This is a genomic window from [Pseudomonas] carboxydohydrogena, from assembly GCF_029030725.1.
Classification (GTDB): Bacteria; Pseudomonadota; Alphaproteobacteria; order Rhizobiales; family Xanthobacteraceae; genus Afipia; species Afipia carboxydohydrogena.
Window position 1 is genome coordinate 2,745,042 of the sequence record NZ_CP113162.1, and the last position, 24,260, is coordinate 2,769,301.

The window sequence follows — 24,260 nt, forward strand, 5'->3', positions numbered from 1 at the left end:
ACATAAATGACACCCACCGAAACGTTCTATGAGGTCATGCGGCGGCAAGGCGTCACCCGTCGCTCGTTCCTCAAATTCTGTTCGCTGACGGCGACCGCGCTCGGCCTCGGGCCGGCCTATACGTCGCAGATCGCCAACGCGATGGAGACCAAGCCGCGCACCCCGGTGCTGTGGCTGCACGGCCTCGAATGCACCTGCTGCTCGGAATCCTTTATTCGTTCCGCGCATCCCCTGGTGAAGGACGTCGTTCTGTCGATGATTTCGCTCGACTACGACGACACGCTGATGGCCGCCGCCGGACATCAGGCGGAAGCGGCACTCGCCGACACCATCGAACGCTACAAGGGCAACTACATCCTCGCCGTCGAGGGTAACCCGCCGCTCAACGAAGACGGCATGTTCTGCATCATCGGCGGCAAGCCGTTCGTCGATCAGCTTCGTTATGCCGCCAAGCATGCCAAGGCGATCATCTCGTGGGGTTCCTGCGCCAGCCATGGCTGCGTGCAGGCGGCGCGTCCGAACCCGACCCGCGCGACACCCGTGCATCAGGTCATCACCGACAAGCCCATCATCAAGGTGCCGGGCTGTCCGCCAATCGCCGAAGTCATGACCGGCGTCATCACCTACATGCTGACCTTCGACAAGCTGCCCGAACTCGACCGCACCGGACGGCCGAAGATGTTCTACTCGCAGCGCATCCATGACAAATGCTATCGCCGTCCGCATTTCGATGCCGGCCAGTTCGTCGAGGCGTTCGACGACGAAGGCGCGCGTCGCGGCTATTGCCTCTACAAGGTCGGCTGCAAGGGACCGACCACCTACAACGCCTGCTCGACTATCCGCTGGAACGAAGGCACCAGCTTCCCGATTCAGGCAGGTCATGGCTGCATCGGCTGCTCCGAGGAGGGATTCTGGGACAAAGGCTCATGGTACGCACGGCTCCAGAACATCCATCAGTTCGGCATTGAAGCCAACGCCGACCAGATCGGCGGAACGGTTGCGGCCGGTGTCGGCGGCGCGGTTGCCGCTCATGCCGCGGTCAGCGCACTGAAACGCGCGCAGACCAAGCGCCAGTCCACGCCTACGACCAATTCCAAGGAGCACGTCTGATGTCCGTGATTCAAACGCCGAACGGCTACAAACTCGACAATAGCGGACGCCGCGTCGTCGTCGATCCCGTCACCCGCATCGAAGGCCATATGCGTTGCGAGGTGAACGTCGACTCTAACAACGTGATCCGCAACGCGGTCTCGACCGGAACGATGTGGCGCGGCCTCGAGGTCATCCTCAAGGGCCGCGATCCGCGCGACGCATGGGCGTTCGTCGAACGCATCTGCGGCGTCTGCACCGGCTGCCACGCGCTCGCCTCCGTGCGCGCGGTGGAGAACGCGCTCGACATCCGCATCCCGCATAACGCGCACTTGATCCGCGAGATCATGGCCAAGGTGCTGCAATGGCACGATCACGTCGTGCACTTCTATCACCTGCACGCGCTCGACTGGGTCAATCCGGTCAACGCGCTGAAGGCCGATCCGAAAGCCACCTCGGAACTGCAACAACTGGTCGGCCCCAACCATCCGATGTCGTCGCCGGGTTATTTCCGCGACATCCAGAACCGCCTGAAGCGCTTCGTGGAATCCGGCGAGCTCGGCATCTTCAAGAACGGCTATTGGGACAACCCGGCCTACAAGCTGTCTCCGGAAGCCGACCTGATGGCCACGGCGCATTATCTGGAGGCACTCGACATCCAGAAGGAGATCGTCAAGATCCACACCATCTTCGGTGGCAAGAATCCGCATCCGAACTTCATGGTCGGCGGCGTTCCCTGCGCCATCAACATGGATGGCGATCTCGCGGCGGGCGCGCCACTGAACATGGAACGGCTCAACTTCGTGCGCGCGCGCATCGAGGAGGCGTACGAGTTCTCCAAGAACGTCTACATCCCCGACGTCGTCGCCATCGCCACGTTCTACAAGGGCTGGCTCTATGGCGGCGGCCTGTCCGCCACCAACGTCATGGATTACGGCGACTATCCGAAGGTCAACTACAACAAGTCGACCGATCAGCTCAAAGGCGGCGTCATCCTCAACGGCAACTGGAACGAGGTGTTTCCGATCGATCCGGCCGATCCCGAGCAGATTCAGGAATTCGTCGCGCACTCCTGGTACAAATACCCGGACGAAGCCAAGGGCCTGCACCCGTGGGATGGCGTCACCGAGCATAATTACGCGCTCGGCCCCAACGCCAAGGGTACGCGCACCGACATCAAGCAGCTCGACGAAGCCGCGAAATATTCGTGGATCAAGTCGCCGCGCTGGCGCGGCAACGCCGTCGAGGTCGGTCCGTTGTCGCGTTACATCCTCAACTACGCGCAGGGCAACCAGTACGTCATCGAGCAGGTGAATTCCTCGCTCGCGGCGTTCAACAAGCTGGCTGGCACCAACCTCACGGCGAAGCAGGCGCTGCCCTCCACCATTGGCCGCACCCTCGCCCGCGCGCTCGAGGCCCATTACTGCGCAGCGATGATGCTGGACGACTGGAAGGAGCTGATCGGCAACATCAAGGCTGGCGATTCCTCCACCGCCAACGTCGAGAAGTGGGACCCATCCACCTGGCCGAAGGAAGCCAAGGGTTTCGGCCTCGTCGCCGCGCCTCGCGGCGCCAACGGTCACTGGATCAGGATCAAGGACGGCAAGATCGCCAACTACCAGTGCATCGTGCCGACCACCTGGAACGGATCGCCGCGCGATCCGGCCGGCAATATCGGAGCGTTCGAAGCCTCGCTGATGAACACGCCGATGGAGCGTCCGGAGGAGCCCGTCGAAATCCTGCGCACGCTGCACTCGTTCGACCCCTGCCTCGCCTGCTCCACTCACGTCATGAGCGAAGACGGCGAGAACCTCGCGAAAGTCACCGTGCGATAGGAGGCAGCCATGAGCAATATCACCGACATCGGACGTGGCGGCGTCATCCAGACGGAAAGTCATGAACTGGTCGAGGGCTCACGACAGACATCCGTGTATGTCTACGAAGCCCCGGTCCGGTTGTGGCACTGGATCAACGCCATCGCCATCCTCGTGCTCGCCCTCACCGGCTTCTTCATCGGCAGACCCCTGCCGACGATGCCGGGCGAGGCCAGCGCGAACTTCCTGATGGGCTATATCCGGTTCACCCACTTCACGGCCGGATATATCCTCGCGATCGGCTTCTTATTCCGGTTCTACTGGTCGTTCGTCGGCAATCACCATGCGCGGCAGCTTTTCCGGCTGCCGCTCACGAGCGCTCACTGGTGGAAGGAGATCCTGTTCGAACTGCGCTGGTATCTCTTCATCGAGAAGCGGCCGAAGAAATATGTCGGCCACAACCCGCTGGCACAGATCGCGATGTTTATCTTCATCACGACCGGTACGCTGTTCATGATCATCACGGGCTTTGCGCTCTATGCGGAAGGCTCGCAGCGGGGAAGCTGGCAGGACACCCTGTTCGGCTGGGTGATCCCGCTGGTCGGTCAGAGTTTCGACGTCCACACGCTGCACCGTCTCGGCATGTGGTGGATCCTGACCTTCGTGATCATCCACATCTACGTCGCCATCCGCGAAGACATCATGTCCCGCCAGAGCATCGTCTCGACGATGATCTCGGGACACCGCACCTTCAAGGATGACGACCCAGCCTGAACCCGCCCAACCCCACCCCGCCTTAGGCAGCCCTCGTGGCTGCCTTTTTTTTATTCGCTCGCAGAGCTGGAAGAATAGATTCCATATGGAAGGATTCTTGACAGACAAGCTTCCATCTGATCGGCAGGCTATTTTTGGGATTATTCTAAGTTATTGAAATCAAATGACTCTCCCAACAAGCCGAAATGGCACGGTTCTTGATTTTGACAATTCAAAGAACCGGCCTCGATGCCGGCGGGAGGAACGCTTGAGTACAGAATCTTCGGTTCTGATTCTCGGAATCGGCAACGTCCTGTGGGCCGATGAAGGGTTCGGGGTGCGCGCGGTCGAACGCCTGCACCGGCAATATGCCTTCCCCGACAACGTCACCGTGATGGATGGCGGCACGCAGGGCATTTTCCTGCTGCCTCACGTCCAGAACAGTTCGGTCCTGATCATTCTCGACGCCGTGGATTACGGCTTGCCGCCCGGCACGCTGAAGCTCGTCGAGGACGACAATGTCCCGGCCTTCATGGGCGCGAAAAAAGTATCGCTGCATCAGGCCGGCTTTCAGGAAGTGCTGATCACCGCGAAGATGCTCGGCTGGACACCGCAGCGCATTCTTCTGGTCGGCCTGCAACCGGAGATGATCGAGGATTATGGCGGGTCGCTCCGCCCGCTGGTCGTCTCGCGCATCGACGACGCGATCGCCGCCGTTCTTGCCGAACTGCAACGGCTGAACGTGCCGGTACATCGGCGCGTCATCGCCGCCGACGAACTCGGCCCCTCCGCGCTCGAGCGGGACCTTTATGAGGAAGGCCGCCCCAGCGAACTCACGGCTTGCCGCACCGGAGACGAACGCTTCCTGTCGGACTGGAACGCCTGACATGTGCATCGGCATTCCCATGAAAGTTCTGTCCGCCGGCGAATTCACCGCAACCTGCGTGAGCGAAACATCGGATGCGCGGCAGAGCGTGGACATTCGCCTCGTCGGCGCGGTCGCGCCCGGACGATGGCTACTGGTGTTTCTCGGCACCGCCCGTCGCCTGCTCGAGGACGATGAAGCCGCATTGATCTGTAGCGCCCTGCGCAGCCTGTCCGCCGCCGCGGACGGCGACGACATCACCGGACTGTTTCCCGATCTGGACGACCGCGAACCGGTGCTTCCGCCCCATCTCGAACACATCCGCCGCGGCAATGCGGTACAGTAGGAGATTAAGATGTCGAAAGCCATCGACAGACTGACCCGCGATCTCGGCTACCCGCTGCTCGGCGCGACGAACTGCGACGACTTCATGTCCGCCAAGGGCGAATATGTTGTTTTCCTCACCGGTGATCCCGCGAAGAATCTCGAGACCGACGACGTTGCCGCCATCCTGCCCGAACTCGTGCAGGCCTTTCAGTATCGTTTCAAGGCTGCGGTGGTGGACCGTGCGATCGAGCAGTCGCTGCGCGAGCGTTACGATGTGTGGCCGACGCCTTCGCTGTTGTTCCTGCGCGACGGCGCGTTGATCGGCGCGGTGCCGAAAGTTCGCGATTGGCCGGACTATCTCAGCGAGATCAAATCGATTCTGGACCGCCCGCAACCCGCCGTCACCCGGCAATAGGAAGGACAGCCATGGCTTACAGCTTCACCACGCCGCCCACGGGATTCGGGCCGGGCAGCCAGCCTTCGGAGGAAGATGGCGAGGATCTCAACTATCTCGCGATGCCCTCGGGCATGCGGACGTTCGAGCCGCATTTTCCGCTGGTCGATGATCCGGAAAAAATACGTCCGGCGACGGATGCGCTGCACGCGCTGGCCGCGGCCGCCGCAAGCTGGAGCGAGCAGCGCGGAAATCTTCGATTCGATCTGCCGGCGCTCGATGCGCAAAACGCCAAGGTGTTCGCCGATGCGCTCGGTGAAGGCGAAGTCGCGATGCTGGCCGATACGCTTCCACGCATCGAGGCGCAGGAATCGGTTTTCGCCGGAATCTGGCGCATCCGCTCCCTCGGCGATGACATGCGCGAGCATATCGAGATCGGCGCAGTTCCCAGCATCGCGCTTGTGAGCGCGTCCGTCACGCCGCCTTCGCCGCCGATGCCCGCGCCCGGCGTGGTCAACGGTCCGTTCCTGCTCGCCGAGATCACCGAGCAGATTGCCAAGCGCCGCCGCGGGGACCCGCCGCACGTGGTGAACCTCACGCTGATGCCGCATACGCCAGAGGACCTCGACTATCTCGCCGCCGCGCTGGGGGCCGGCCGGATCAGGTTCCTGTCGCGCGGCTATGGCAATTGCCGCATTGAAGGCACCGGATATCCGGATGTCTGGCGGGTGCGGTACTACAATTCGCAGGACGCCCTGATCCTCGACACCATCGAGATTTCCGATATCCCGGAAGTGGCCTGCGCTGCGGTGGAGGACATCCGCGATTCCGCCACGCGGATCGCCGAGGTCGCGGAGGCGATCGCATGACCTCCGCCCGCTTTGAAGGCTCGTTTCTCGGAGATGCCGCCAAGATCGACGATGCCGCGATTCTGGAATGCAAGATCTGCTGGTACAGCTACGACCCGGCGGTCGGGGACGAGATGCGGCAAATCCAGCCCGGCACGCCGTTCTCGGCATTGCCGATGGACTGGCGCTGCCCGCAATGCGACGGCGCACGCGACCAGTTCATGGTGATCGATTCCGGCGCCCCGTCCGCGCCGGAATCCCCTCTCGCCCGCGATCTCGCGGAGAAACCCGGACAACTGGTCGAGTCGTTCCGGCAGGTCTTCAACACCAAGATGCGTGACACGCCGTTCAGCAACAATTCGCTGAATGTCGAGGCGGTCGGCTTTCGGATCTGGGAGAACCGCATCGTCGGCATCCTGCTGATGCCCTGGTGCATGAACATCGTGGTGCTGCCCGCCGCCGACGAAGACTGGTCGCAGCTTCGCATCGGCACGAAACGCAACTTCGCATTTCCGTCCGGCATCTACGAATTCATCTTCAACAACCGCCCGCCGGCCGGCAGCTATTTCGCCTGCTCGCTGTTCTCCTCGATGTCGGAATTCGCCAGCCAGCTTCAGGCCACCGACGTCGCCCGCGCGGCGATCGCCGGGCTATTCGACGAAGGCAACCGCGACGAGGACACCGATCGCGCCGCCGACATCAGCGCCATGCGGGAAAACGAACTCGCCAGCGCCGCGGAGCGCGAGGCCGCCCTCGCGAACCCGCCGGACGATGCGCGCACCATCGTCCTGCCTGCGAACCCAAGCCGCCGGGCCCTTATCAGCGGAGGGCTCGCCGCCTCATCCTCCGACCCGGCCTCCCCGTGACGCAGGTTTTGACGATAGGCGAACATCATGCCGGCGGCGAAACAAGATTCTCCGTCTCGATCGAGGGCGCGCTTGCCACCTCGCATTTGCTTGTCGGGCGGCGCTGCGCCGACGCGATCCGGCTGATGCCGCTTATCTTCAATCTCTGTCCGGCGGCTCAGGGCGCTGCGGCGGCAATGGCGATGGATCTGTCACCCGCGGCGGACACGCACACCGCCATCGCATCCGAGACGTTGCGCGAGCATGCGCTCGTGATGCTGCGCGACTGGCCGCTGGCGCTTCAGGAAACGCCGCGCACGTCCGATCTCGCGGGTCTCGCCATGCTTTCCGGCGCACGCATCCGCGACCTCGAACATGCCCTGTTCGCCTCTCGCGCCGTCGAGGTTCTGGATAATTTCGATATCTGGCTCCAGACTGGTGAAAGCGCCCCCGCGAGATATCTCGCACGGGCAGCTCAGTGGGAAAAATCGGCCGGGCGCATCGACGCGGAGCCCGATCCGACCTTCATCAGCCGGATCGTGCATCATCCCGCCATGCGCGCCATTATAAAGCGAGAAGGCATCACTCTTTTTGCCCGAATGGCGGCGCGCCTGATCGAAGCCGCCCTGCTGATCGAGGAAATCGCTTCGGGCAGTCCGGGCGCCCGCTATGGCCGCAGCGACGACGGCCGGGGCTGGGCCGAAGCCGCGCGCGGACGGCTGCTTCACCATGTGCGGCTGCGAAACGGACTGATCGAGGACTACCGCATCGCCACGCCAACGGATAGCATGGTCGGGAGCGGCGCGTTCCTTCAAAGACTGCTCCAGTCGGCAGCGACGGGATCACCCGCCGAACGCGGCGACCGGATCAGGATCGCACTGACCTGCGCCGATCCTTGTCTGCCGGTGATCTGGAGAGCCCGGACCAAATGCGATGCATGAGATGTCTATTTGCCAGAGTCTTGTCGGACTGATCGCGGACGAAGCCGGCCGCAACCGGTTTTCGCGCGTCACGCGGGTCCGCATCGAAATCGGCCGGTTTGCCGGAGTCGAGCCGCAAGCCCTGCTGTTCGGATTCGACGTCACCGCGCGCGGCACCGTTGCCGAGGGAGCGGCTCTCGACATTATCGACCTGCCCGGACGCGCCTGGTGCTTCGACTGCAACGCCAGCGTGGAGATCGATCATCAGGCTGGACAATGCCCGCGATGCGGCGGCGGCCGGCTTCGGGTCACCGGCGGCGATGAGCTTCGCATCAAGGATTTGGAGGTGCTCTGATGGACGCTGTTTGCGACAGCACGACGGCCTCCGGAGTGCGGAGCGCCATTGCCCCCGAGCGGCGGCTGGTGAAGATCGGCACCGACATTCTTGCGCGGAATAACGAGATCGCCGGCAGAAACCGCCGGCAACTGGAAGAAAAGGGTATTCTCGCGCTCAATCTCGTCTCCAGCCCCGGCTCCGGCAAGACCACCCTGCTGGTCGAAACGCTGCGGCGGATGAAAGACAATGGCACCGGCGTGATCGAAGGCGATCAGGAGACCGACAACGATGCCGCCCGCATCCGGGAAACCGGCGTTCGCGCGATTCAGGTCAACACCGGGACCGGCTGCCATCTCGATGCCGCCGTCGTCAGCGATGCGCTCGATCGCCTGCGCCTGAAAGATCTCGGTCTTGTTTTCATCGAGAATGTCGGCAACCTCGTTTGCCCCGCCGGATTCGATCTCGGCGAGGACAGCAAGGTGGTCGTGCTGGCGGTGACCGAAGGCGAAGACAAGCCGCTGAAATATCCGCATATGTTCGCCGCGGCATCGCTCATGCTGCTCAACAAGACCGATCTCGCGCCGCATGTCGATTTCGACATGGCGCAGTGCGAGGCGAATGCGCGGCGCATCAATCCCGACATCGAGATCATCCGCATTTCGGCGCGGACCGGGGATGGCATGGGCAAATGGCTCGACTGGATCGCCGCCCGCCGTGAATCCCTTCGCAGGCGCCGGGCCAAAGCAACCGCAATACCGGAGCAGCGTTGACAATGGCCGACACCGTTCCGCTTCCCGCCATTCTTGTCGTCGATGACGAACAATTATCCGTCGAGGCCATCAAGCGCACGCTGGAGGATGATTTCGAGGTCTTCACCGCCAATAGCGGCCCCGAGGCGCTGTCGGTCCTCGAAAACCAGTGGATTCAGGTCATCCTGTGCGATCAACGCATGCCGGGGATGTCCGGCCTTGAGGTTCTCAGCGAGGCACGCCGGCGCTGGCCCGAGGTCATGCGCGTCATCATCACGGGATATACCGACCCGAACGACATCATCAACCTCGTCAACGAGGCGGGCATCTATCACTTCATCTCCAAGCCATGGCATCCCGAAGAATTGATGCTGGTGCTCAAGAACGGCACGCAGCTCTACAAGCTCCAGCGTGAGCATGACCGCCTTTCGGTCGAGCTCAAGCTGCTCGGCCCCTCGGTCCAGAACCGCCTCGACGAGCAGCGCCGCCAGCTTCGCGACGGTTTCAATTTCGACAATATCATCCGCAGCCCCACCTCTCCGCTGAATGCGGTATGCGATATGGCGGCGCGCATCGCGGGCTTCGACGTGCCGGCGCTGATCCTCGGAGAGACCGGCACCGGCAAGGAACTGATCGCCCGCGCCATCCATTATTGCAGCCTTCGCTCGGACAAGCCGTTCCATGCGGTGAATTGCGGCGCGATCCCTTCCGAACTGCTCGAGAGCGAATTGTTCGGCCATCGCAAGGGAGCTTTCACCGGGGCCCACGCGCACCGCATCGGCCTGCTGGAGCAGGCGCATGAGGGCACGATCTTCCTCGACGAGATCGGCGACATTCCGCAAGCCTTCCAGGTCAAGCTGCTGCGGTTTTTGCAGGAGGGCGAAATCCGGCCCGTGGGCAGCAACAGCACTCAACAGGTCAATGTCCGCGTCATCGCCGCCACCAACCGCGACCTCTCGCGCGAGGCGACGGCGGGGAAATTCCGCGAAGACCTCTACTATCGCCTGGCGATTTCGCCGATTTCCGTTCCCCCGCTCCGGGAAAGGATTTGCGACGTTCCAGCACTCGCCAATGCCATGCTGGAACGGGTGACGGCACGACACGACATCAAGATTTCCGGCTTCACCGACGAAGCGCTCGACCGGCTCTGTGCCTACCCATGGCCCGGCAACGTCCGCGAACTCGAAAACCAGATCACAAGGATGGTCATCCTCGCGGAAGGCCGAGTGCTGGGTCCCGAACTCATCGAGCCCCATATCCTGCGGGCCGATGGCGCCACTTCTTCCCCGGAGCCGCTGGTGGATCGCTTCATCAGTGAAGGTGGCCTGCTGCGCAGCCGCGTCGAAAGGATGGAGGCCCGGATCATCCGCGAGACGCTGATCCGCAACCGCGGCAACAAATCGCGCGCGGCGGAGGAACTCGGATTATCCCGCGTCGGCCTGCGCGCCAAACTGTTGCGCTACGAGATCGAAGAGCCAACCAAATTATCGCTTATCCGCGGCGACGCCGATGGGGACGACGACGAGTGTTGAATGGCGCGTACCCGCCTGTCATCCCTCACGGATACGATGTTTCATAGCCAGTCCGCATCCGCTTGGCCCCGAAACCCGAGGCGCGCCTTGGCAAGCCGTGCGAACGATAAATCCTTCTGTGTAGAAACACAGGTCAAAATGGCTAGTTGAACGCGGTCATGATGGCCCTTCCGTGCGGCAGATAAAAAGAGTAGTTGAGTCCGTAAAATTACCAGGCGCGCAGGGTTGAGAATGAACGGTGTGGTGAACTGTCCAAAATGTAATTCCGAACACATCTATCAGGACCGGGGTCTATGGGTTTGCCCGGAATGCAGCCATGAGTGGAATGCCGAAAGCCTCGGGTCGGACGCAGATACTTTACATGACACAACCGTACGCGATGCACACGGCAACGTGCTTGTGGATGGAGACAGTGTCATCGTGATTAAAGACCTCAAGGTCAAAGGTGCCTCATCGACCATCAAGGGCGGCACTAAAGTTCGGAACATCCGCGTGATAGAGACATCAGACGGACACAACATCGCCTGCAAGGTTGATGGCATCGGCGCGATGAATCTGAAATCGGAATTCGTGAAAAAGGCTTGAGTTACCGAGCCAATAATTTCAGGGGTCCTCACATCCACACTTCCGGCATCACCAACACTCCCAAAGTCTATGCGCCGGCTCTGAGATCCGCCGCACTCTTCAGGCCAGAAAACCGGAGATCGCCCTCACGAAAGTTTCCGGCTCCTGCACCATAGGAGCGTGACCGCACCCGGGAATTTCCAGCAGTTTGGCTCCGGGAAGAGCCGCAGCCAGCGCCCGCGACATCTCCGGCGGCGTGGCCGTGTCGAGTTCGCCGACCACGACCAACGTGCGGTTATGGATGGTGCCGATTTGAGCGGTCAGATCCAGTCCCGCGAGGGCATGACAGGCTTCGGCAAAGAATTCGGGATTGGTTTTGACCAGTGCGCTTCTACGCCCGGCAACGATGTCGGGATGAGTTGCGATGAAGTCGTCGGGGAACAGGCGCTTCATCGCAACATCGACGATGGCTTCCATGCCGCTTTGGCGAACACGGTCGGCCATCGCATAAAACGATTGCTTGCCTTCCGGCGTGAAGGCGAGGCCGGTGTCGGCCAGAACGAGCCGATCGAACTTGTCGCCGTGACGAATGGCAAGCATGCTCGCAATGAAGCCACCAAAGCCGTTGCCCAGCACATCGGCTTCCGTGCCGAGCTTGAGCGCGTCGAATAGGCTCGCAACCCTGTCGGCGATGCCCTCGATCGTCGCGCCGGCCGACGATGAGCCACCAAAGCCCGGCAAATCGGGAACGATGACGCGCCGCTCCCTTGCAAGCAGAGGAACGATCGCGTCAAACACCGCGCGGTCTGCGAGCAACGAGTGCAATAGAACGATGGGCTTTCCGGAGCCCTCCTCGCCAACGTCAAGCACCCCGTCATCTCCCTGCAAGCGTACCGATTTCATCATTCACCCTCTCAATAAATACCCAGCAGTTGCTCCACCAGACGATCGTCGGAACGGAGTGAGGCTGCGTTACCAGCATGCGCGACATAGCCCGTGTTGAGCACGATCACCTCATCAGCGATTTCCAGCGCGAGCTTGATGTTCTGCTCGACCAGAACGATCGACAGTCCGCTTTCACTCAGCTGTTTCAGGATTTCCGCGACCTCCGCCACGATCTGTGGCGCCAGCCCTTCCGAGGGCTCGTCGAACAGCACCAGGCGAGGGTTGGTCATGAGAGCGCGGCAAATCGCCAGCATCTGCTGCTCGCCGCCGGACAACGATCCCGCAAGTTGCTGCTGACGTTCCGACAATCGCGGGAAGGTGGCGTAGACTCGTTCCAGTCCCCATCCCGCGCCATTTTCGGCATAACCTTTTCGCGCGGCGACCGTGAGATTTTCATAAACCGTCAGCGACGGAAAAATCCGCCGGCCCTGCGGGACCAGACCAACACCCTTCAGCGAAATGGATTCCGGCGACAGCCCCCCGATCGGCTGACCGAACAGGTCGATGCGCGACGCCTTCGCCTTGACCAGTCCCATGATGGCGCTGATGCATGTCGTCTTGCCCGCGCCGTTACGCCCGAGCAATCCCAGCACCTGTCCCTTCTTCACGCTGAACGACAGGTCATGCAGGACATGGCTTTCGCCGTAGAACGCATTCAGGCCGCTGATGGTGAGCGCGTCAGTGTCCAAGGTACACCTCTCGCGTCTTGGGATCGGCGACGACGTCAGCGCGGCTCCCCTCCACGACCACCTGGCCGTGCTGCATCACCGTGATCACATCGGCAAAGGCAAGCGCCACATCCATGTCGTGCTCGATCATGACGATGGTCACGTCGCGCGGAATAGATTGCAGAAGGCGCTGGACATCCTTTCGTTCATCCGCGGACAAACCGGCCAGCGGTTCGTCGAGCAAAAGAAGCCTCGGCTTTTGCGCCAGCGCCATGGCAATCTCAAGCCGGCGCCGTTCGCCATAACTGGTTTCCATCACAGTCCGCTCGGCCAGATGATCGAGGCCGACAAGCGCGAGCGTTGCCCGTGCTTCGTCCCAGAGCGCGGCCTGCCGCCTCAGGTCGGACCATGGATTGAACCGCAGCTTCCGCAATCCCACGAGTGAAATGACAACATTGTGGAGCAGCGTGTTTTTCGGAAACAGCGTGATGATCTGGTAGGTCCGCGCCATGCCGAGATGAGTGCGCTGGTTGGCGGACTTACCCGTCACGTTCTCTCCGAAAATTCGGATTTCTCCCTGTGAAGGCGGAAAATCGCCGGCGATAAGGTTGAAGAACGTGGTCTTCCCTGCCCCGTTCGGACCCAGCAACAGCCGCCGCTCACCGGCCGTCACGCGCATCGAGATGTCACGCACCGCCGGCAATCCACCGAAGAAACGGGAGAGTCCGCTCACTTCCAGAACCGGAATCGTCATAGCACGCGATCCTTGGTGATGGCGGATGCGCCAGTTGCCTTCCTGCCTCCGTGCAACCGCTCCTTGATCCGGCGCATCCAGCCAGCCAGCCCCGGCAGCAGCCCCTCAGGCATGAACAGGACGATAGCGACGAAGATGGCCCCGAGCAGGATCAGCCAGCGCGTGATGTAGGCGCTGACGACGTTCTTGAGGATCACCACCAGAGCCGCGCCGACCACGGGGCCGAACAGCGTACCGGTGCCTCCCGCGATCACCATCAGCAATGCTTCGGCCGATGTCGTCAGATGCAGCGTCTGCGGGCTGACGAACTGGTGATAGTAGGCATAGAGCAATCCCGCGACTGCGCCCCAGAATCCTGCAAAGACGAAACTCAGCCACTGGATCAGCCACACATTATAGCCTAGCGCGCGCATGCGGCGCGGCTGGTCGCGCGTGCCTTGCAAGCTTTGGCCGAGCCCCGACTGAATGAAGCGCGCAATGCACCAGAGCGCGAGACCGAGGAAAAACAATACGAAGTAATAGAAGATCGCCGGATGTGTGAGGTCGAGGCCGAACGGATGCGGCCGCTTCATTCCACCAAGGCCATTGTCGCCGCCGGTGAGACTCGCCCAGCGATAAGCGATGCCCCAGAGGATCTGACCGAGCGCGAGCGTGATCATGAGGAAACCGAGCCCCGATGCACGCAGCGAGAGATAGCCGAACAGCATCGCCAGCGCGGTGGTGCCACCGATGGCGATCAAGGCTCCCGAGAGCTGGCCAAATCCTGCTTGTGCCGTCAGGTAGATCGCAAGATAGGCCGAAACCCCGAGATAGGCCGCATGCCCCAGCGAGATCATGCCGCCGAAGCCGATCAGGAGATTAAGGCTCAGCGCAAGAATCGCCGCGATCACGATCTGGCTGGCGATGTTGATGTAGTATTCGGACGTCACCAGCCATGGCAACGCCAGCAACGCGGCCAGCCCGAGCAGCCACAACATCCAATGGAAGGTCGGCGTCCGCATCAAATGGCCTGTCTTCCGAACAGGCCGGTCGGCCGCAATGTCAGTACCAGAACCATCGGCAGGAACAGGATCATATAGGCAAGATCCGGAAACAGGGCCTGTCCGTAACTGTAGATGAAGCCGATAATCAGGCTGCCAACGAACGCGCCGAGCAGACTGCCGACGCCGCCCAGGATCACCACCACCAGCGCGAGCGGCAACATGTCGGTATCGAGGCCGGGATAGACCGACAGGATCGGCCCCGCCAGCACACCGCCCGCGCCCGCCAGCGCGGAGCCGAGGCAGAACACCACCGAAAACAACAACGATGTCCGGATTCCCATGGCGCGCGCCATGGCCAGATCATCGACGCCCGCGCGGATCATTGCGCCAAGACGGCTGCGCTCGAGCAAAAACCAGAGCGAAGCTGCAAGCGCGAACGCCACCCCGATCACGAACAAACGATAGATCGGAAACGCGAGATGCGCGACGCGGAACGCGCCGGTCAGTTCCGAGGGCATCGGCACCCGCCGCGGATCGCCGGTCCAGATCCAGACGCAGGCGTCGGCAATGATGAACGCGATGCCGAGCGTGACCAGCACCTGCGCCAACGGCTGCCCGTTCAGGCGGCGCAGGACGAACCGTTCGATCAGCGTGCCGAGGGTGCAGATCGCCACGCCGCCAAGCAGAATGGCAACCCAGAAATTGGCCCCTGCCTCGATTGCGGACAGGCCGACATAGGCGCCGAGCATGAAATAAGCGCCATGCGAGAGATTGACGATCCGCATGAGGCCGAAAATCAGCGAGAAACCGGACGCCAGAATGAACAGAAGGGATCCGAATGCCAAACCGTTCAGACCCTGGATGATCCAGAAATTCATGCGAATCCCTCCCGGCGGCGCGAATTACTTCGCCGGCGTCCAGTCGCGTGAATAAACCGGACTCTTGAGGAACTCCTCCGCACCGTAGGTCCAGAATTGGCTCACGGCCGGATAGGTCTTGATGACGACATTCTGCAACCGGCCATCCTTCTTCTCGACCTTGCGGATGGTGATGTCGAGAAGCGGCTGGCCATACTCGTCGATCTTCACGGGCCCATACGGACTGTCGGTGATGTTGACGTTGCGCAAGGCCTTCATGAAAGCCTCCTTGTTCGACGTGTCGCCCTTCACCTCCTCAAGCGCGTTGTTCAGGAACTGGCAGGCCATATAGGCGCCAACGGAATAATAGCCGGGATCGGCGCCGTAAGCCTTGCGCATCGCCGCGACGAATTTCTTGTTAGTCGGCGTATCGGTCGCGGCGCTGTACCAGCCCGCGGAAATGACCCCGAGCGCCTCATCGCCCATGCGCTTGAGGATGCCTTCATCCACCGTGGTCATGGAGCCGAGCACCGGCTTCTGCATTCCGTAATTCTTGTACTCGCTGAGGAACTTGATGCCGTTGCCGCCGGCGAAAGCCGCGAAAACAGCATCGACGCCCGGGTCGATCTGCGTGATGTAGGTGCCATACTCCGCGGTGTTGAGCGGAGACCACAGCTTCTGAACCACCTTGCCGCCGTTCTGCTCGAACGTGCGCTGGAAGCCCGCCGCGATTTCATGGCCGAACGCAAAGTCGTCGGCGATGATCGCGATCTTCTTGTAGTGCAGCTCCCTGGCGGCATACTCCCCGAACGGATGATACGGCTGCGCCGATGTGCCGACCGCGCGCACGAACCACGGGTTGGGTTTACGCTGGGTGAGATCTTCCGCGGCTGCCGAAGGCGAGATGATCGGTGTCTTGGTCTGCCGGATATATTCGTCGATGGCGAGAGCCTCGAATGCGGCAAGCGGGCCGATCAGAACCTGAGCGCCGTCGCGCTCGACCAGTTCCTGCGCCTTGGTCTTGGTCACTGCGGGTTGCCCTGCCGTATCGGCGGTAATCACCTCGATCTTGCGGCCGGCCATTTCGCCGTGATGCTCGTCGATGCAGAGCTTCAGCCCTTCTTCCATCTGCCGGCCGCCGGCGGCCAGCGCGCCCGATCGAACCGTCAGAAAACCGACCTTGAGCGGGCCGGTGTCCGCAGCCTCGACCGGCAGAGTGCACACCAGCAGAGCCGCCACGGCCGCTGAAACCAGAACGCTTGACCGCATCATCGTTTTCGCTCCCGACTAATTCTGACGTATCATATTTCTATTTTTTTGATTTTTGTAAGATGTCACTTTGCCTCGAAATGAGTCAAGATCAAAGCACAGATCCCTTTTGACTTATTTGCAGATCATACATTTTTATAATATGAATCAAAATGATACGCCTGAATTTATCCTCAACAGCCACCGCCAGCCTATCAAGGCAAATGCCCTTTACGGCAATGTCGTAATATCTTAGAAGACTAAACATGAGCGATCAAACCTTGGCTCCGGCCGTCATGCACGGGACACGAATCTACGACGAGCTGAAGCGCGGCATCCTCACCTGCGAGCTGCCGCCAGGCACCGACCTGCGCGAACAGGAGCTCGCTCAGCAATTCGAGGTCAGCAAATCGCCTGTCCGCGAAGCCCTTCAGCATCTCGTGCGCGACGGACTCGTGACCGTCATGCCGCGTCAGGGCTATCGCGTGTCCCCGATCTCGCTGACAGACGCACGCGACATGTTCACATTCCGCTGCGCGCTCGAAGTCGCGTGTATCGTCGAAGCCACGAAGAACGCCAGCGACGAACAGTTGAAGGCCCTGGACCGGTTCCGCCATTTTCACGGCAAGTCCGAAAGCGAATTCATCGTCTACAATCGCGACTTTCACTGCGCGCTCGCGCGATGTTCCGGCAACGGCCGGATGACGCGCACAACCTGCGACCTGATCGAGGAGGCCGACCGCCTCACCCGGATGAGCGTCGCCTCCTTGCGCGGGCATAACCCCGACAAGCTTGTCGAGGAACACAGCGCCATCATCACGGCATTGCAGGCGCGCAATTCGCGCCTTGCCGCCAACCTGCTGAAAAAACACGTCACCGCGGCAGTGAAGCGTTTCAGCGCAGCTCTCGAATGGGCTGTGCTGCAAGCATAGTGCGTACCATCGGAGGTTACATGTCTGTCCAAGCGAACCCGCAATCTGCAAAAAATATCGAAACACACGGACTTTTCATCGACGGCCGCGAGGTGGCTGGCGAAACCTCCGAGACGCTTGCTGTCCACAACCCGGCCACCGGCGACATCATCGCCAGGATCGCGCACGGCACCGCGGGCGACGTCGATCGCGCGATGAAAAGCGCACGCCGCGCCTTTGAAGGAAAAGACTGGGCGAGCATGCCGGTCCGCACGCGGGCCCGGCTGGTGAACAAGCTCGCCGATGCATTCGAGGCCAATCTCGACGAACTCTATCAGCTTGAAACCATCAACAACGGCAGGCCGGTCAACGAGACCCGCGCACAGCTCCGCCGCGTGCCCGATTTCTTCCGCTACAATGCCGGTCTGGCGCTTGCGCGGCGCGATGCGGTGATCCCGGTCGAGGGCGAGTATCTCAACTACACGCTGCGGCGGCCGGTCGGCGTTGTCGCCAACTGCACGCCCTTCAATCATCCGCTGATGATCTTGTCGAAAAGTCTTGCGCCGGTTTTCGCCTCGGGCTGCACGACCGTGGTCAAGCCTTCCGAATATACGCCGCTGACCACGCTGGCGCTGGCGCGCATTTTCTCCGAAGCAGGCCTCCCGGACGGAGTCTTCAACATCGTCACCGGCCTTGGCCCGACCACCGGCAAGGCGCTTTGCGAACATCCCGATTACAACAAGCTGGTTCTGACAGGCGGCACCGAAGCCGGACAAATCGCAGGCGCGCATGCGGGCCGCATCTTCGCGCATCAAACGCTCGAACTCGGCGGCAAGACGCCAGTGCTGACTTTCCCGGATTTCGACGTGGACCGCGCCGTCAACTATGCCGCGTTCGGCGCCTTCATCGGCGCGGGCCAGACCTGCGTCTGCGGCAGCCGCCAGATCGTCCATAAGGACGTCTATGACGAGTTCGTCGATAAACTGGCGAAAAAGGCAAAATCCATCCGCATCGGCGATCCTACCGAAACCACCACGCAACTCGGCCCGGTGATCTCGGAAAAGCAGCGCCAGCGCGTGCTGAATTACGTGAAGTTCGGTCTCGACGAAGGCGCGCGCCTGGTCGCGGGCGGCGGCGTTCCGAAGTATATGTCGAACAGCGGCGGCTACTACGTGGAGCCGACCGTTTTTGCGGACGTCAGCGCGAAGATGCGCATCTTCCAGGAAGAGGTGTTCGGTCCCTTCACCTCGATCACGCCGTTCTCGAGTGAAGAGGAAGCCATCGCGCTGGCGAACGACTCGCCGTTCGGGCTTGCCGCCGCGATCCGCACCAGGGATGTCTCGCGCGCTCATCGCGTCGCCAGTGCATTGCAATGCGGCATCGTCTGGATCAACGACCACCATCGGCTCGACCCGGCCTCGCCTTGGGGCGGCGTCAAGCTTTCAGGCGTCGGCCGCGAATTTGGGCCTGAGTCTTTCGAGGACCACTTTGAAGTTAAGAGCGTGATGGTCAACATGACCGACCAGCCGTTTGACTGGTACGAACAAACGACACAGCAGCGATTGAATTGACCGAGGCGCCGCTTTTAAAGGCGACAATCCATGTCGGGTCTGGATAGTGCAATTGAGGAAGTCTTACCTTCCTCAATTGGTATTTTCTGGCACGATCTTGTTTGTGCTCCGTGACGCGAACGTCGGGAACGCACCAGAAGAGGACATTGATTTGCCGCCTCAGGCCTTCATCCAGCCGTTCCGGTCACAACATTCCCGAACTTCGTGAAAAACTCGCCTGCGAGCTTCTTTGCCGTTGAATCGATCAGGCGACTTCCAAGCTGGGCAATCTTGCCGCCGACTTGCGCATCGACGTCATAATGCAGCACGGTTATGTCGGCGTCCTGTTCAAGACGCACATTCGCGCCGCCCTTGGCGAAGCCCGCAACGCCACCTGCTCCCTCGCCGGTGATGCGATAGCTGTTCGGCGCATCGATGTCCGTCAGCATGACTTTGCCGTTGAACGAGGCTTTGACCGGCCCCACCTTGAGCGTCACGGTCGCCGTCATCTCGTTGTCGGATGTCTTTTCCAGCTTCTGGCATCCGGGAATGCATTGCTGCAAGATCGCGGGATCGTTTAGCGCGGCCCAGACAGCCTCCTTCGAAGCCGCGATCCGCTCGCTACCGTTCATTTCCATGTCATTTTCCTTAAATCATTCGCGACATCAGACCGCGCAGTAGCGATCCTGAATATCCTTGTCCGCAAGGAGAGCCGCTGAGCTGCTTTCGTAGACGATTTCACCCTGATCGATAATGATCGCCCGGCTCGCCAGCCGCAGCGCCCATTCGACGTTCTGCTCCACGAGAAGCAACGTCACACCGGAGTCGCGCAGACGCCGGAATAAAACACCCATCTCCTCGACCAACACCGGCATGATACCTTCCGATGGCTCGTCGAGCAGAATCATCTTCGGTTTGGCGATCATCGCGCGGGCGATGGCAAGCATCTGCTGCTCCCCGCCCGACATGGTCGAACCCTGCTGATCGAGACGCTCTTTCAGCCGCGGGAAGATTTCCGCGATCTCATCGATTGCGGCGCGCTCATTGATATCCCTGTCGCTCGCCAAAAGACCGAGCTTGAGATTCTCGCGCACCGTCAGTCCCGGGACGATACGGCGCTCCTCCGGCACATAGGCCAAGCCAATCCGGAAACGCTCATGCGCCGCGAGCGGCATGATCTCGCGGCCATCGAACGCGACATCCCCGGAGGCACGCTGCATCAGGCCCATAACAGTGCGAATAGTCGTTGTCTTGCCGGCACCGTTACGGCCGACCAGCGCGACAATCTCGCTCGGCTCGACAGAAAACGACACGCCATGCAGCACATGACTTGCGCCATACCAGGCATTCAGTTTCTTGACTTCAAGCATAGCCATGACTTTGCCCCAGGTAGACGCGCCGCACTTCGGGGTCCGACTGAATCTGTTGAGGCGATCCATCGGCAATCAGCTTGCCATGGTGCAGCACAAGGATGCGATCGCTGAGCCCAAGGATCATTTTCATCTTGTGCTCGACCAACAGAATCGTTCGCTCGGCCGCAAGCCGCTCAATCAAAGCAACCATATCCTTGGTTTCCTCCGGCCCCATGCCCGCCGTTGGCTCGTCGAGCAGCAGCAATTGCGGGTCGGCAACCAGCGCAACGGCAATTTCCAGTGCACGTTGCTGGCCGTGTGCAAGAAACTTGGCCACGGCATCACGTCGCCCATGCAGGCCGACGGCATTCAAGGCTGCATCGGCCTTCTCATCGAGGTCCCTTAATCGCTCACGATTGGTCCAGATATTGTAACGCGAATGCAGCGCCTGCGCTGCAACGCGCACGTTTTCATGAACCGTGAGGAGCGGAAAGATGTTCGTGATCTGATATGAGCGCGCGATGCCCAGATGCACGAACCGATGCTGTGGCGTGCCGGTGAGGTCCTTGCCCTTGTAGGCGATGCGTCCGGTCGATGGCGGCAGAACACCCGACAGCACATTAAAGAAGGTGCTCTTCCCCGCGCCATTCGGCCCGATGACTGCCGTAACCTTGTTCTGCTCGAAATTTGCCGTGATCCCTTCAAGGGCTTTGAAACCGCCGAAAGTACGGCCGATATTCTCGACGGAAAGAAGGTGCTCACTCATTTCGGCGCCCTCCATGCCAGCACCGCTCCCCAAATCCCCTTCGGGAGGAAGAGCACGAACAGGATGAACACCGAGCCGACGACGATCTGCCAGTGCGACGTCCAGATCGAGAACACGTCTTCCATCAGCAGAAACGCCAATGCACCGACAAAGGGCCCGAAAAAAGAGCCAGCACCACCGAGGAGCGTCATCATCACGATCATGCCCGAGGTCTGGTAGTGCAGTGAATCGAGCGGCACGATGGCCAGATGCATCGCCGATAGCGTTCCGGCCAACGCGCAGATCAGGCCAGACAGCGTGAACGACATGAGCTTCGCCCGCTCGACATTATAGCCGCAGGCCCGTGCCCGGGTTTCGTTCTCGCGTATCGCCTCGATGACGGCTCCAAACGGCGAATTCAGAATCCGCGAGACAAACCACAGCGCCAGCCCCGCAAACGCCATCAGCACATAATATTTTTGCAACGGATCGAGAAAATTGATCTGAAGACCGAACAGATCGATCTTGCTGACGGTGAAGCCGCGCAGACCATTTTCACCGCCGGTCCAGTTCGATGCCTGCAACGCGACATAGTAGACGAGTTGCGCCAGCGCGAGCGTCACCATGGCAAAGTAGATGCCGCGGGTGCGAATAGATAGCGCGCCAATCACCAATGCCAGAAGCCCGCCGCCGAGAACTCCGAGCGCCACCGCCGCGTACCACGGCAACCCGAAATGCACGATCGCGATGCCGGTGATATAGGCGCCAGCCCCGAAAAACGCGGCATGGCCGAATGACAGCAGGCCGGTGTAACCGAACAGCAGATTATAGCCGACGCACACCACGCCATAGATCAACACGTTCACCGCGAGAGCCTTCGACGGCAACACCCATGGCAGCACGCAGAGTGCGAGAATCGACAGCGGCACCCGCCATTTCATGAGCCGTGCTCGCCATCCGCTTGTGACGGTGAGATTCGCCGGTGCGCGCTCTGCTGACGCCAGCGGCGATGCGACAGGATTGATGTCGGTCATGCGTGAGCGCCCGATTTTCCAAACAGGCCCTGCGGGCGGATCAGGAGGATGAGCGCCATCAGCGCGAACATCACGATCTGCGCCATCTCCGGCGCGATCAACGATGTCATGCTCACCGCGATGCCGACAACCAGCCCCGCGACCACAGATCCGGCCAGCGACCCCATGCCGCCGATCACGGTGACGACAAACGCTTCGGCCAGCACCAGCGATCCCATCTCGGGATTGACGGTGCGCATCGGCGCGGCAAGCACGCCGCCAAGCGCCGTGAGACCGACACCCAGGCCAAACACCAGCAGCCAGACCTTGCCGATATCAACACCCAGCACCCGCATGATCTGCGGATCGCGAGCCCCTGCACGCACGATCAGGCCGAATTTCGTCTTTTCCAGCAACAGCCACAACGTCAGCAAAATTGCGCCGACCACGCCGATCACGAACAACCGATAAATCGGAAAATAGCCGATGCCGAGATTCACCACCCCGCGCAGATGCGTGGGCGTCGGGAATGGAATTCCATCGCTGCCGAAAATAATGCGCACGGCCTCAACCAGCACGTAACCGAGACCGAAAGTCAGCAGCAGCGGATCATCGACGGACCGGCCATAAAGCGGACGGATCAGCAGAAACTCCACCGCCATGCCGAACACACCGATGGCAATCGGCGCAACCAGCAAACCCCACCAAAAACTGCCGGTGAGCGACGCGACCCACAATCCGGCATACGCACCCACCATGAACATGGCGCCATGCGAGAAATTCACGACTCCCAGCATGCCGAAAATAATCGACAGGCCGAGCGCAGCCATCACGAGGATCGCGCCGAGCGCGATCCCCGAAAACAACTGCATGGCAATGAGGCTGAAATCCATCATTCGTTCGATACCGTCAGGTGGGAAAGCCGAGTTCCGCGCAACTGCGCAGCACGCTTTCGGACGCCGGTTCGGTCGCCAGAATCTTGAAGAGATCGAGATCGCTCTTCATGTCGGCCTTCTTTTTCGACTCCAGAACGAGAACCGACTGCACCGACTGATGATCGCATTTGCGATAATACTGCGGTCCCTTGGCGACGTCGTATTTCAGCCCCTCCAGCGAGGCGACCATCTTCTCCGTGACCGTGCCGCCGGCGGCCTGCATCGCCATCAACAACGACATCACGCCGGTATAGCCATAGGCGCCATAGTCGGTCGGCGTGGCGCCTCCGTTGGCCGCGCGGAAAGCGGCATTGAAAGCCTTGGCGGACGGAACCGTATCCTCCATCCCCCAATAATAGTTTGCACCGCCGATGATGCCTTCGAATACGTCGGGGCCGACGGCGAGGCGCTGGTTATGCAGGATGACCGGAACGACGATCTTCATCTGGTCCTTCAAACCGAAATCGACCGCCTGCTTGATCGAGTTGGCCTGATCGCGCCCGAAATTGCAGATGCAAAGAATATCCGGCTTCATCGCGCTGATGCGTGGAATGAAGGTCGAATAATCCGGCGCTCCGATCGGATGCAGGATTTCTCCGACGGTCACCGTTCCGATCGCATCTCCCGCGCGTTTGAACCCGCGTAGCATCTCGTGACCATACGCATAGTCGGCGCAGAGATACGCAACCTTTGCACCCTTCTTGAAGGTGTGCTTCGCCACGGCCGCGGTGGTCATGGTGGGGTTCAGCGCCTCGTGGAATGTGAACTTGCTGAAATCCTTCACCTCGTTGATGCTGTCGGACTGGCTGATGGAGATATAAAGCACGCCACGGGCACGCGTGACCTCGTTGGTTGCGAGCTGGATCGCGCTCGACAACGCACCGACGATCGCATTCACCTTGTCGTTCTCGATCAACTCCAGTGCGCGCGTCGCCGCTTCGCCAGCGTTGAGCTTGTCGTCGCGGACCAGCAGTTCGACCTTACGGCCGACGACGCCGCCCTTGTCGTTGATCTGCTGGACCGCAAGCTGCGCGCTCTTCACCTGGTCCTTTGCTTCAGCGGCAAACGGGCCCGTCAGCGGCATCGGAAATCCGATCTTGATGACGTCGCTGGTTTGCGCACGCGCAACCCACGGCATTGCAAGAAAACTCGCACCAGCGCCAAGCCCCTTCAAGGCGGCGCGGCGCGAGAGCGGAAGGAAAGTCCCATGCTTCATGTTAGTCATTCGCTCCTCCAATGTGTTTCATGATCGTGTGCTTTTC

At 60.9% G+C, this 24,260-nt stretch carries 27 protein-coding genes; 15 read left to right on the forward strand and 12 right to left on the reverse strand.

The genetic code is table 11. From position 1 onward, the window contains the following. The first annotated feature begins 6 nt into the window (after positions 1-6). The 13 genes from AFIC_RS13250 to AFIC_RS13310 all read left to right on the forward strand — a co-directional run bounded on the left by AFIC_RS13250 (position 7) and on the right by AFIC_RS13310 (position 11,058). Entirely contained in the window at positions 7-1,110 is a 1,104-nt protein-coding gene (locus tag AFIC_RS13250; RefSeq protein WP_275246697.1) for a hydrogenase small subunit, read from the forward strand. Then, positions 1,110-2,924 carry a nickel-dependent hydrogenase large subunit gene (locus AFIC_RS13255; RefSeq protein ID WP_275246698.1) on the forward strand — a complete coding sequence of 605 codons (1,815 nt, stop codon included), beginning with the start codon at positions 1,110-1,112 and terminating at the stop codon, positions 2,922-2,924. The genes AFIC_RS13250 and AFIC_RS13255 overlap by 1 nt, the downstream gene beginning before the upstream one ends. Positions 2,925-2,933: 9 nt before the next feature. Further along, positions 2,934-3,677: a Ni/Fe-hydrogenase, b-type cytochrome subunit gene (gene cybH, locus AFIC_RS13260; protein ID WP_275246699.1), complete on the forward strand. Its 744-nt coding sequence runs from the start codon at positions 2,934-2,936 to the stop codon at positions 3,675-3,677. A gap of 247 nt (positions 3,678-3,924) precedes the next feature. Further along, positions 3,925-4,542: a HyaD/HybD family hydrogenase maturation endopeptidase gene (locus AFIC_RS13265; protein WP_275246700.1), complete on the forward strand. Its 618-nt coding sequence runs from the start codon at positions 3,925-3,927 to the stop codon at positions 4,540-4,542. A gap of 1 nt (position 4,543) precedes the next feature. Next, a complete protein-coding gene (locus AFIC_RS13270; protein ID WP_275246701.1) occupies positions 4,544-4,867 on the forward strand; it encodes a HypC/HybG/HupF family hydrogenase formation chaperone in 324 nt (107 codons plus the stop codon). A 9-nt stretch (positions 4,868-4,876) separates the two neighbouring features. After that, on the forward strand, positions 4,877-5,263 hold the full coding sequence (locus AFIC_RS13275; RefSeq protein WP_275246702.1) for a thioredoxin domain-containing protein: 387 nt from the start codon (positions 4,877-4,879) through the stop codon (positions 5,261-5,263). Between the two features lie 11 nt (positions 5,264-5,274). Next, on the forward strand, positions 5,275-6,111 hold the full coding sequence (locus AFIC_RS13280) for a hydrogenase expression/formation protein (RefSeq protein ID WP_275246703.1): 837 nt from the start codon (positions 5,275-5,277) through the stop codon (positions 6,109-6,111). Further along, a complete protein-coding gene (locus AFIC_RS13285) occupies positions 6,108-6,956 on the forward strand; it encodes a [NiFe]-hydrogenase assembly chaperone HybE (RefSeq protein ID WP_275246704.1) in 849 nt (282 codons plus the stop codon). The genes AFIC_RS13280 and AFIC_RS13285 overlap by 4 nt, the downstream gene beginning before the upstream one ends. Beyond that, entirely contained in the window at positions 6,953-7,876 is a 924-nt protein-coding gene (locus AFIC_RS13290; protein WP_275246705.1) for an uptake hydrogenase HoxC, read from the forward strand. Before AFIC_RS13285 ends, AFIC_RS13290 begins: the two co-directional genes overlap by 4 nt. Then, positions 7,869-8,210 carry a hydrogenase maturation nickel metallochaperone HypA gene (gene hypA / locus AFIC_RS13295; RefSeq protein ID WP_275246706.1) on the forward strand — a complete coding sequence of 114 codons (342 nt, stop codon included), beginning with the start codon at positions 7,869-7,871 and terminating at the stop codon, positions 8,208-8,210. Before AFIC_RS13290 ends, hypA begins: the two co-directional genes overlap by 8 nt. Next, positions 8,210-8,962, forward strand: a complete 753-nt coding sequence (gene hypB / locus AFIC_RS13300; protein WP_275246707.1) for a hydrogenase nickel incorporation protein HypB — start codon at positions 8,210-8,212, stop codon at positions 8,960-8,962. Before hypA ends, hypB begins: the two co-directional genes overlap by 1 nt. A 2-nt stretch (positions 8,963-8,964) precedes the next feature. After that, a complete protein-coding gene (locus AFIC_RS13305) occupies positions 8,965-10,473 on the forward strand; it encodes a sigma-54-dependent transcriptional regulator (RefSeq protein ID WP_275246708.1) in 1,509 nt (502 codons plus the stop codon). 231 nt (positions 10,474-10,704) lie between these two features. After that, the gene (locus tag AFIC_RS13310; protein WP_275246709.1) at positions 10,705-11,058 is read left to right on the forward strand and encodes a zinc ribbon domain-containing protein YjdM; all 354 of its coding nucleotides are present in this window, start codon (positions 10,705-10,707) and stop codon (positions 11,056-11,058) included. Positions 11,059-11,157: 99 nt separating this feature from the next. Here AFIC_RS13310 and AFIC_RS13315 read toward each other — a convergent pair whose 3' ends face one another. The 6 genes from AFIC_RS13315 to AFIC_RS13340 are packed head-to-tail and all read right to left on the reverse strand — an operon-like array spanning position 11,158 to position 16,516. Next, on the reverse strand, positions 11,158-11,943 hold the full coding sequence (locus tag AFIC_RS13315) for an alpha/beta fold hydrolase (RefSeq protein WP_275246710.1): 786 nt from the start codon (positions 11,941-11,943) through the stop codon (positions 11,158-11,160). Positions 11,944-11,951: 8 nt separating this feature from the next. Next, complete coding sequence (locus AFIC_RS13320; protein WP_275246711.1) at positions 11,952-12,671, reverse strand: ABC transporter ATP-binding protein; 720 nt, start codon at positions 12,669-12,671, stop codon at positions 11,952-11,954. After that, positions 12,661-13,404 carry an ABC transporter ATP-binding protein gene (locus AFIC_RS13325; protein WP_275246712.1) on the reverse strand — a complete coding sequence of 248 codons (744 nt, stop codon included), beginning with the start codon at positions 13,402-13,404 and terminating at the stop codon, positions 12,661-12,663. Before AFIC_RS13325 ends, AFIC_RS13320 begins: the two co-directional genes overlap by 11 nt. Next, positions 13,401-14,405, reverse strand: a complete 1,005-nt coding sequence (locus AFIC_RS13330) for a branched-chain amino acid ABC transporter permease (RefSeq protein ID WP_275246713.1) — start codon at positions 14,403-14,405, stop codon at positions 13,401-13,403. The genes AFIC_RS13325 and AFIC_RS13330 overlap by 4 nt, the downstream gene beginning before the upstream one ends. Beyond that, entirely contained in the window at positions 14,405-15,265 is an 861-nt protein-coding gene (locus AFIC_RS13335) for a branched-chain amino acid ABC transporter permease (protein ID WP_275246714.1), read from the reverse strand. The genes AFIC_RS13330 and AFIC_RS13335 overlap by 1 nt, the downstream gene beginning before the upstream one ends. A 24-nt stretch (positions 15,266-15,289) precedes the next feature. After that, a complete protein-coding gene (locus tag AFIC_RS13340) occupies positions 15,290-16,516 on the reverse strand; it encodes an ABC transporter substrate-binding protein (protein WP_275246715.1) in 1,227 nt (408 codons plus the stop codon). 242 nt (positions 16,517-16,758) lie between these two features. On the opposite strand from AFIC_RS13340, the gene AFIC_RS13345 reads away from it, so the two are divergent. Together AFIC_RS13345 and AFIC_RS13350 are read left to right on the forward strand one after the other, a co-directional pair. Beyond that, the gene (locus AFIC_RS13345; protein ID WP_275246716.1) at positions 16,759-17,424 is read left to right on the forward strand and encodes a GntR family transcriptional regulator; all 666 of its coding nucleotides are present in this window, start codon (positions 16,759-16,761) and stop codon (positions 17,422-17,424) included. A gap of 20 nt (positions 17,425-17,444) precedes the next feature. Then, positions 17,445-18,974, forward strand: a complete 1,530-nt coding sequence (locus AFIC_RS13350; protein ID WP_275246717.1) for an aldehyde dehydrogenase — start codon at positions 17,445-17,447, stop codon at positions 18,972-18,974. Positions 18,975-19,141: 167 nt separating this feature from the next. Here AFIC_RS13350 and AFIC_RS13355 read toward each other — a convergent pair whose 3' ends face one another. From AFIC_RS13355 to AFIC_RS13380, 6 genes are all read right to left on the reverse strand, one after another. After that, positions 19,142-19,591, reverse strand: coding sequence for an SRPBCC family protein (locus AFIC_RS13355; protein WP_275246718.1), 450 nt, complete (start codon positions 19,589-19,591; stop codon positions 19,142-19,144). A gap of 27 nt (positions 19,592-19,618) precedes the next feature. Beyond that, on the reverse strand, positions 19,619-20,323 hold the full coding sequence (locus AFIC_RS13360; RefSeq protein ID WP_275248731.1) for an ABC transporter ATP-binding protein: 705 nt from the start codon (positions 20,321-20,323) through the stop codon (positions 19,619-19,621). Beyond that, on the reverse strand, positions 20,316-21,071 hold the full coding sequence (locus AFIC_RS13365; RefSeq protein WP_275246719.1) for an ABC transporter ATP-binding protein: 756 nt from the start codon (positions 21,069-21,071) through the stop codon (positions 20,316-20,318). Before AFIC_RS13365 ends, AFIC_RS13360 begins: the two co-directional genes overlap by 8 nt. After that, positions 21,068-21,991: a branched-chain amino acid ABC transporter permease gene (locus tag AFIC_RS13370; RefSeq protein ID WP_275248732.1), complete on the reverse strand. Its 924-nt coding sequence runs from the start codon at positions 21,989-21,991 to the stop codon at positions 21,068-21,070. Before AFIC_RS13370 ends, AFIC_RS13365 begins: the two co-directional genes overlap by 4 nt. A gap of 89 nt (positions 21,992-22,080) precedes the next feature. Beyond that, positions 22,081-22,956 (reverse strand): branched-chain amino acid ABC transporter permease, encoded by an 876-nt coding sequence (locus AFIC_RS13375; RefSeq protein WP_275248733.1) that lies wholly within the window; start codon positions 22,954-22,956, stop codon positions 22,081-22,083. Positions 22,957-22,972: 16 nt separating this feature from the next. Beyond that, positions 22,973-24,223 (reverse strand): ABC transporter substrate-binding protein, encoded by a 1,251-nt coding sequence (locus AFIC_RS13380; RefSeq protein ID WP_275246720.1) that lies wholly within the window; start codon positions 24,221-24,223, stop codon positions 22,973-22,975. Between the last annotated feature and the right edge of the window lie 37 nt (positions 24,224-24,260).

Coding starts and splice junctions, on each gene's coding strand:
- AFIC_RS13355 (WP_275246718.1), bottom strand. CDS start 19,591: ATGGAAATGAACGGTAGCGAGCGGATCGCGGCTTCGAAGGAGGCTGTC.
- hypA (WP_275246706.1), top strand. CDS start 7,869: ATGCATGAGATGTCTATTTGCCAGAGTCTTGTCGGACTGATCGCGGAC.
- AFIC_RS13340 (WP_275246715.1), bottom strand. CDS start 16,516: ATGATGCGGTCAAGCGTTCTGGTTTCAGCGGCCGTGGCGGCTCTGCTG.
- hypB (WP_275246707.1), top strand. CDS start 8,210: ATGGACGCTGTTTGCGACAGCACGACGGCCTCCGGAGTGCGGAGCGCC.
- AFIC_RS13275 (WP_275246702.1), top strand. CDS start 4,877: ATGTCGAAAGCCATCGACAGACTGACCCGCGATCTCGGCTACCCGCTG.
- AFIC_RS13345 (WP_275246716.1), top strand. CDS start 16,759: ATGAGCGATCAAACCTTGGCTCCGGCCGTCATGCACGGGACACGAATC.
- AFIC_RS13310 (WP_275246709.1), top strand. CDS start 10,705: ATGAACGGTGTGGTGAACTGTCCAAAATGTAATTCCGAACACATCTAT.
- AFIC_RS13285 (WP_275246704.1), top strand. CDS start 6,108: ATGACCTCCGCCCGCTTTGAAGGCTCGTTTCTCGGAGATGCCGCCAAG.
- AFIC_RS13250 (WP_275246697.1), top strand. CDS start 7: ATGACACCCACCGAAACGTTCTATGAGGTCATGCGGCGGCAAGGCGTC.
- AFIC_RS13305 (WP_275246708.1), top strand. CDS start 8,965: ATGGCCGACACCGTTCCGCTTCCCGCCATTCTTGTCGTCGATGACGAA.
- AFIC_RS13270 (WP_275246701.1), top strand. CDS start 4,544: ATGTGCATCGGCATTCCCATGAAAGTTCTGTCCGCCGGCGAATTCACC.
- AFIC_RS13360 (WP_275248731.1), bottom strand. CDS start 20,323: ATGCTTGAAGTCAAGAAACTGAATGCCTGGTATGGCGCAAGTCATGTG.
- AFIC_RS13280 (WP_275246703.1), top strand. CDS start 5,275: ATGGCTTACAGCTTCACCACGCCGCCCACGGGATTCGGGCCGGGCAGC.
- AFIC_RS13365 (WP_275246719.1), bottom strand. CDS start 21,071: ATGAGTGAGCACCTTCTTTCCGTCGAGAATATCGGCCGTACTTTCGGC.
- AFIC_RS13335 (WP_275246714.1), bottom strand. CDS start 15,265: ATGAATTTCTGGATCATCCAGGGTCTGAACGGTTTGGCATTCGGATCC.
- cybH (WP_275246699.1), top strand. CDS start 2,934: ATGAGCAATATCACCGACATCGGACGTGGCGGCGTCATCCAGACGGAA.
- AFIC_RS13350 (WP_275246717.1), top strand. CDS start 17,445: ATGTCTGTCCAAGCGAACCCGCAATCTGCAAAAAATATCGAAACACAC.
- AFIC_RS13370 (WP_275248732.1), bottom strand. CDS start 21,991: ATGAAATGGCGGGTGCCGCTGTCGATTCTCGCACTCTGCGTGCTGCCA.
- AFIC_RS13255 (WP_275246698.1), top strand. CDS start 1,110: ATGTCCGTGATTCAAACGCCGAACGGCTACAAACTCGACAATAGCGGA.
- AFIC_RS13325 (WP_275246712.1), bottom strand. CDS start 13,404: ATGACGATTCCGGTTCTGGAAGTGAGCGGACTCTCCCGTTTCTTCGGT.
- AFIC_RS13330 (WP_275246713.1), bottom strand. CDS start 14,405: ATGCGGACGCCGACCTTCCATTGGATGTTGTGGCTGCTCGGGCTGGCC.
- AFIC_RS13380 (WP_275246720.1), bottom strand. CDS start 24,223: ATGACTAACATGAAGCATGGGACTTTCCTTCCGCTCTCGCGCCGCGCC.
- AFIC_RS13315 (WP_275246710.1), bottom strand. CDS start 11,943: ATGATGAAATCGGTACGCTTGCAGGGAGATGACGGGGTGCTTGACGTT.
- AFIC_RS13375 (WP_275248733.1), bottom strand. CDS start 22,956: ATGGATTTCAGCCTCATTGCCATGCAGTTGTTTTCGGGGATCGCGCTC.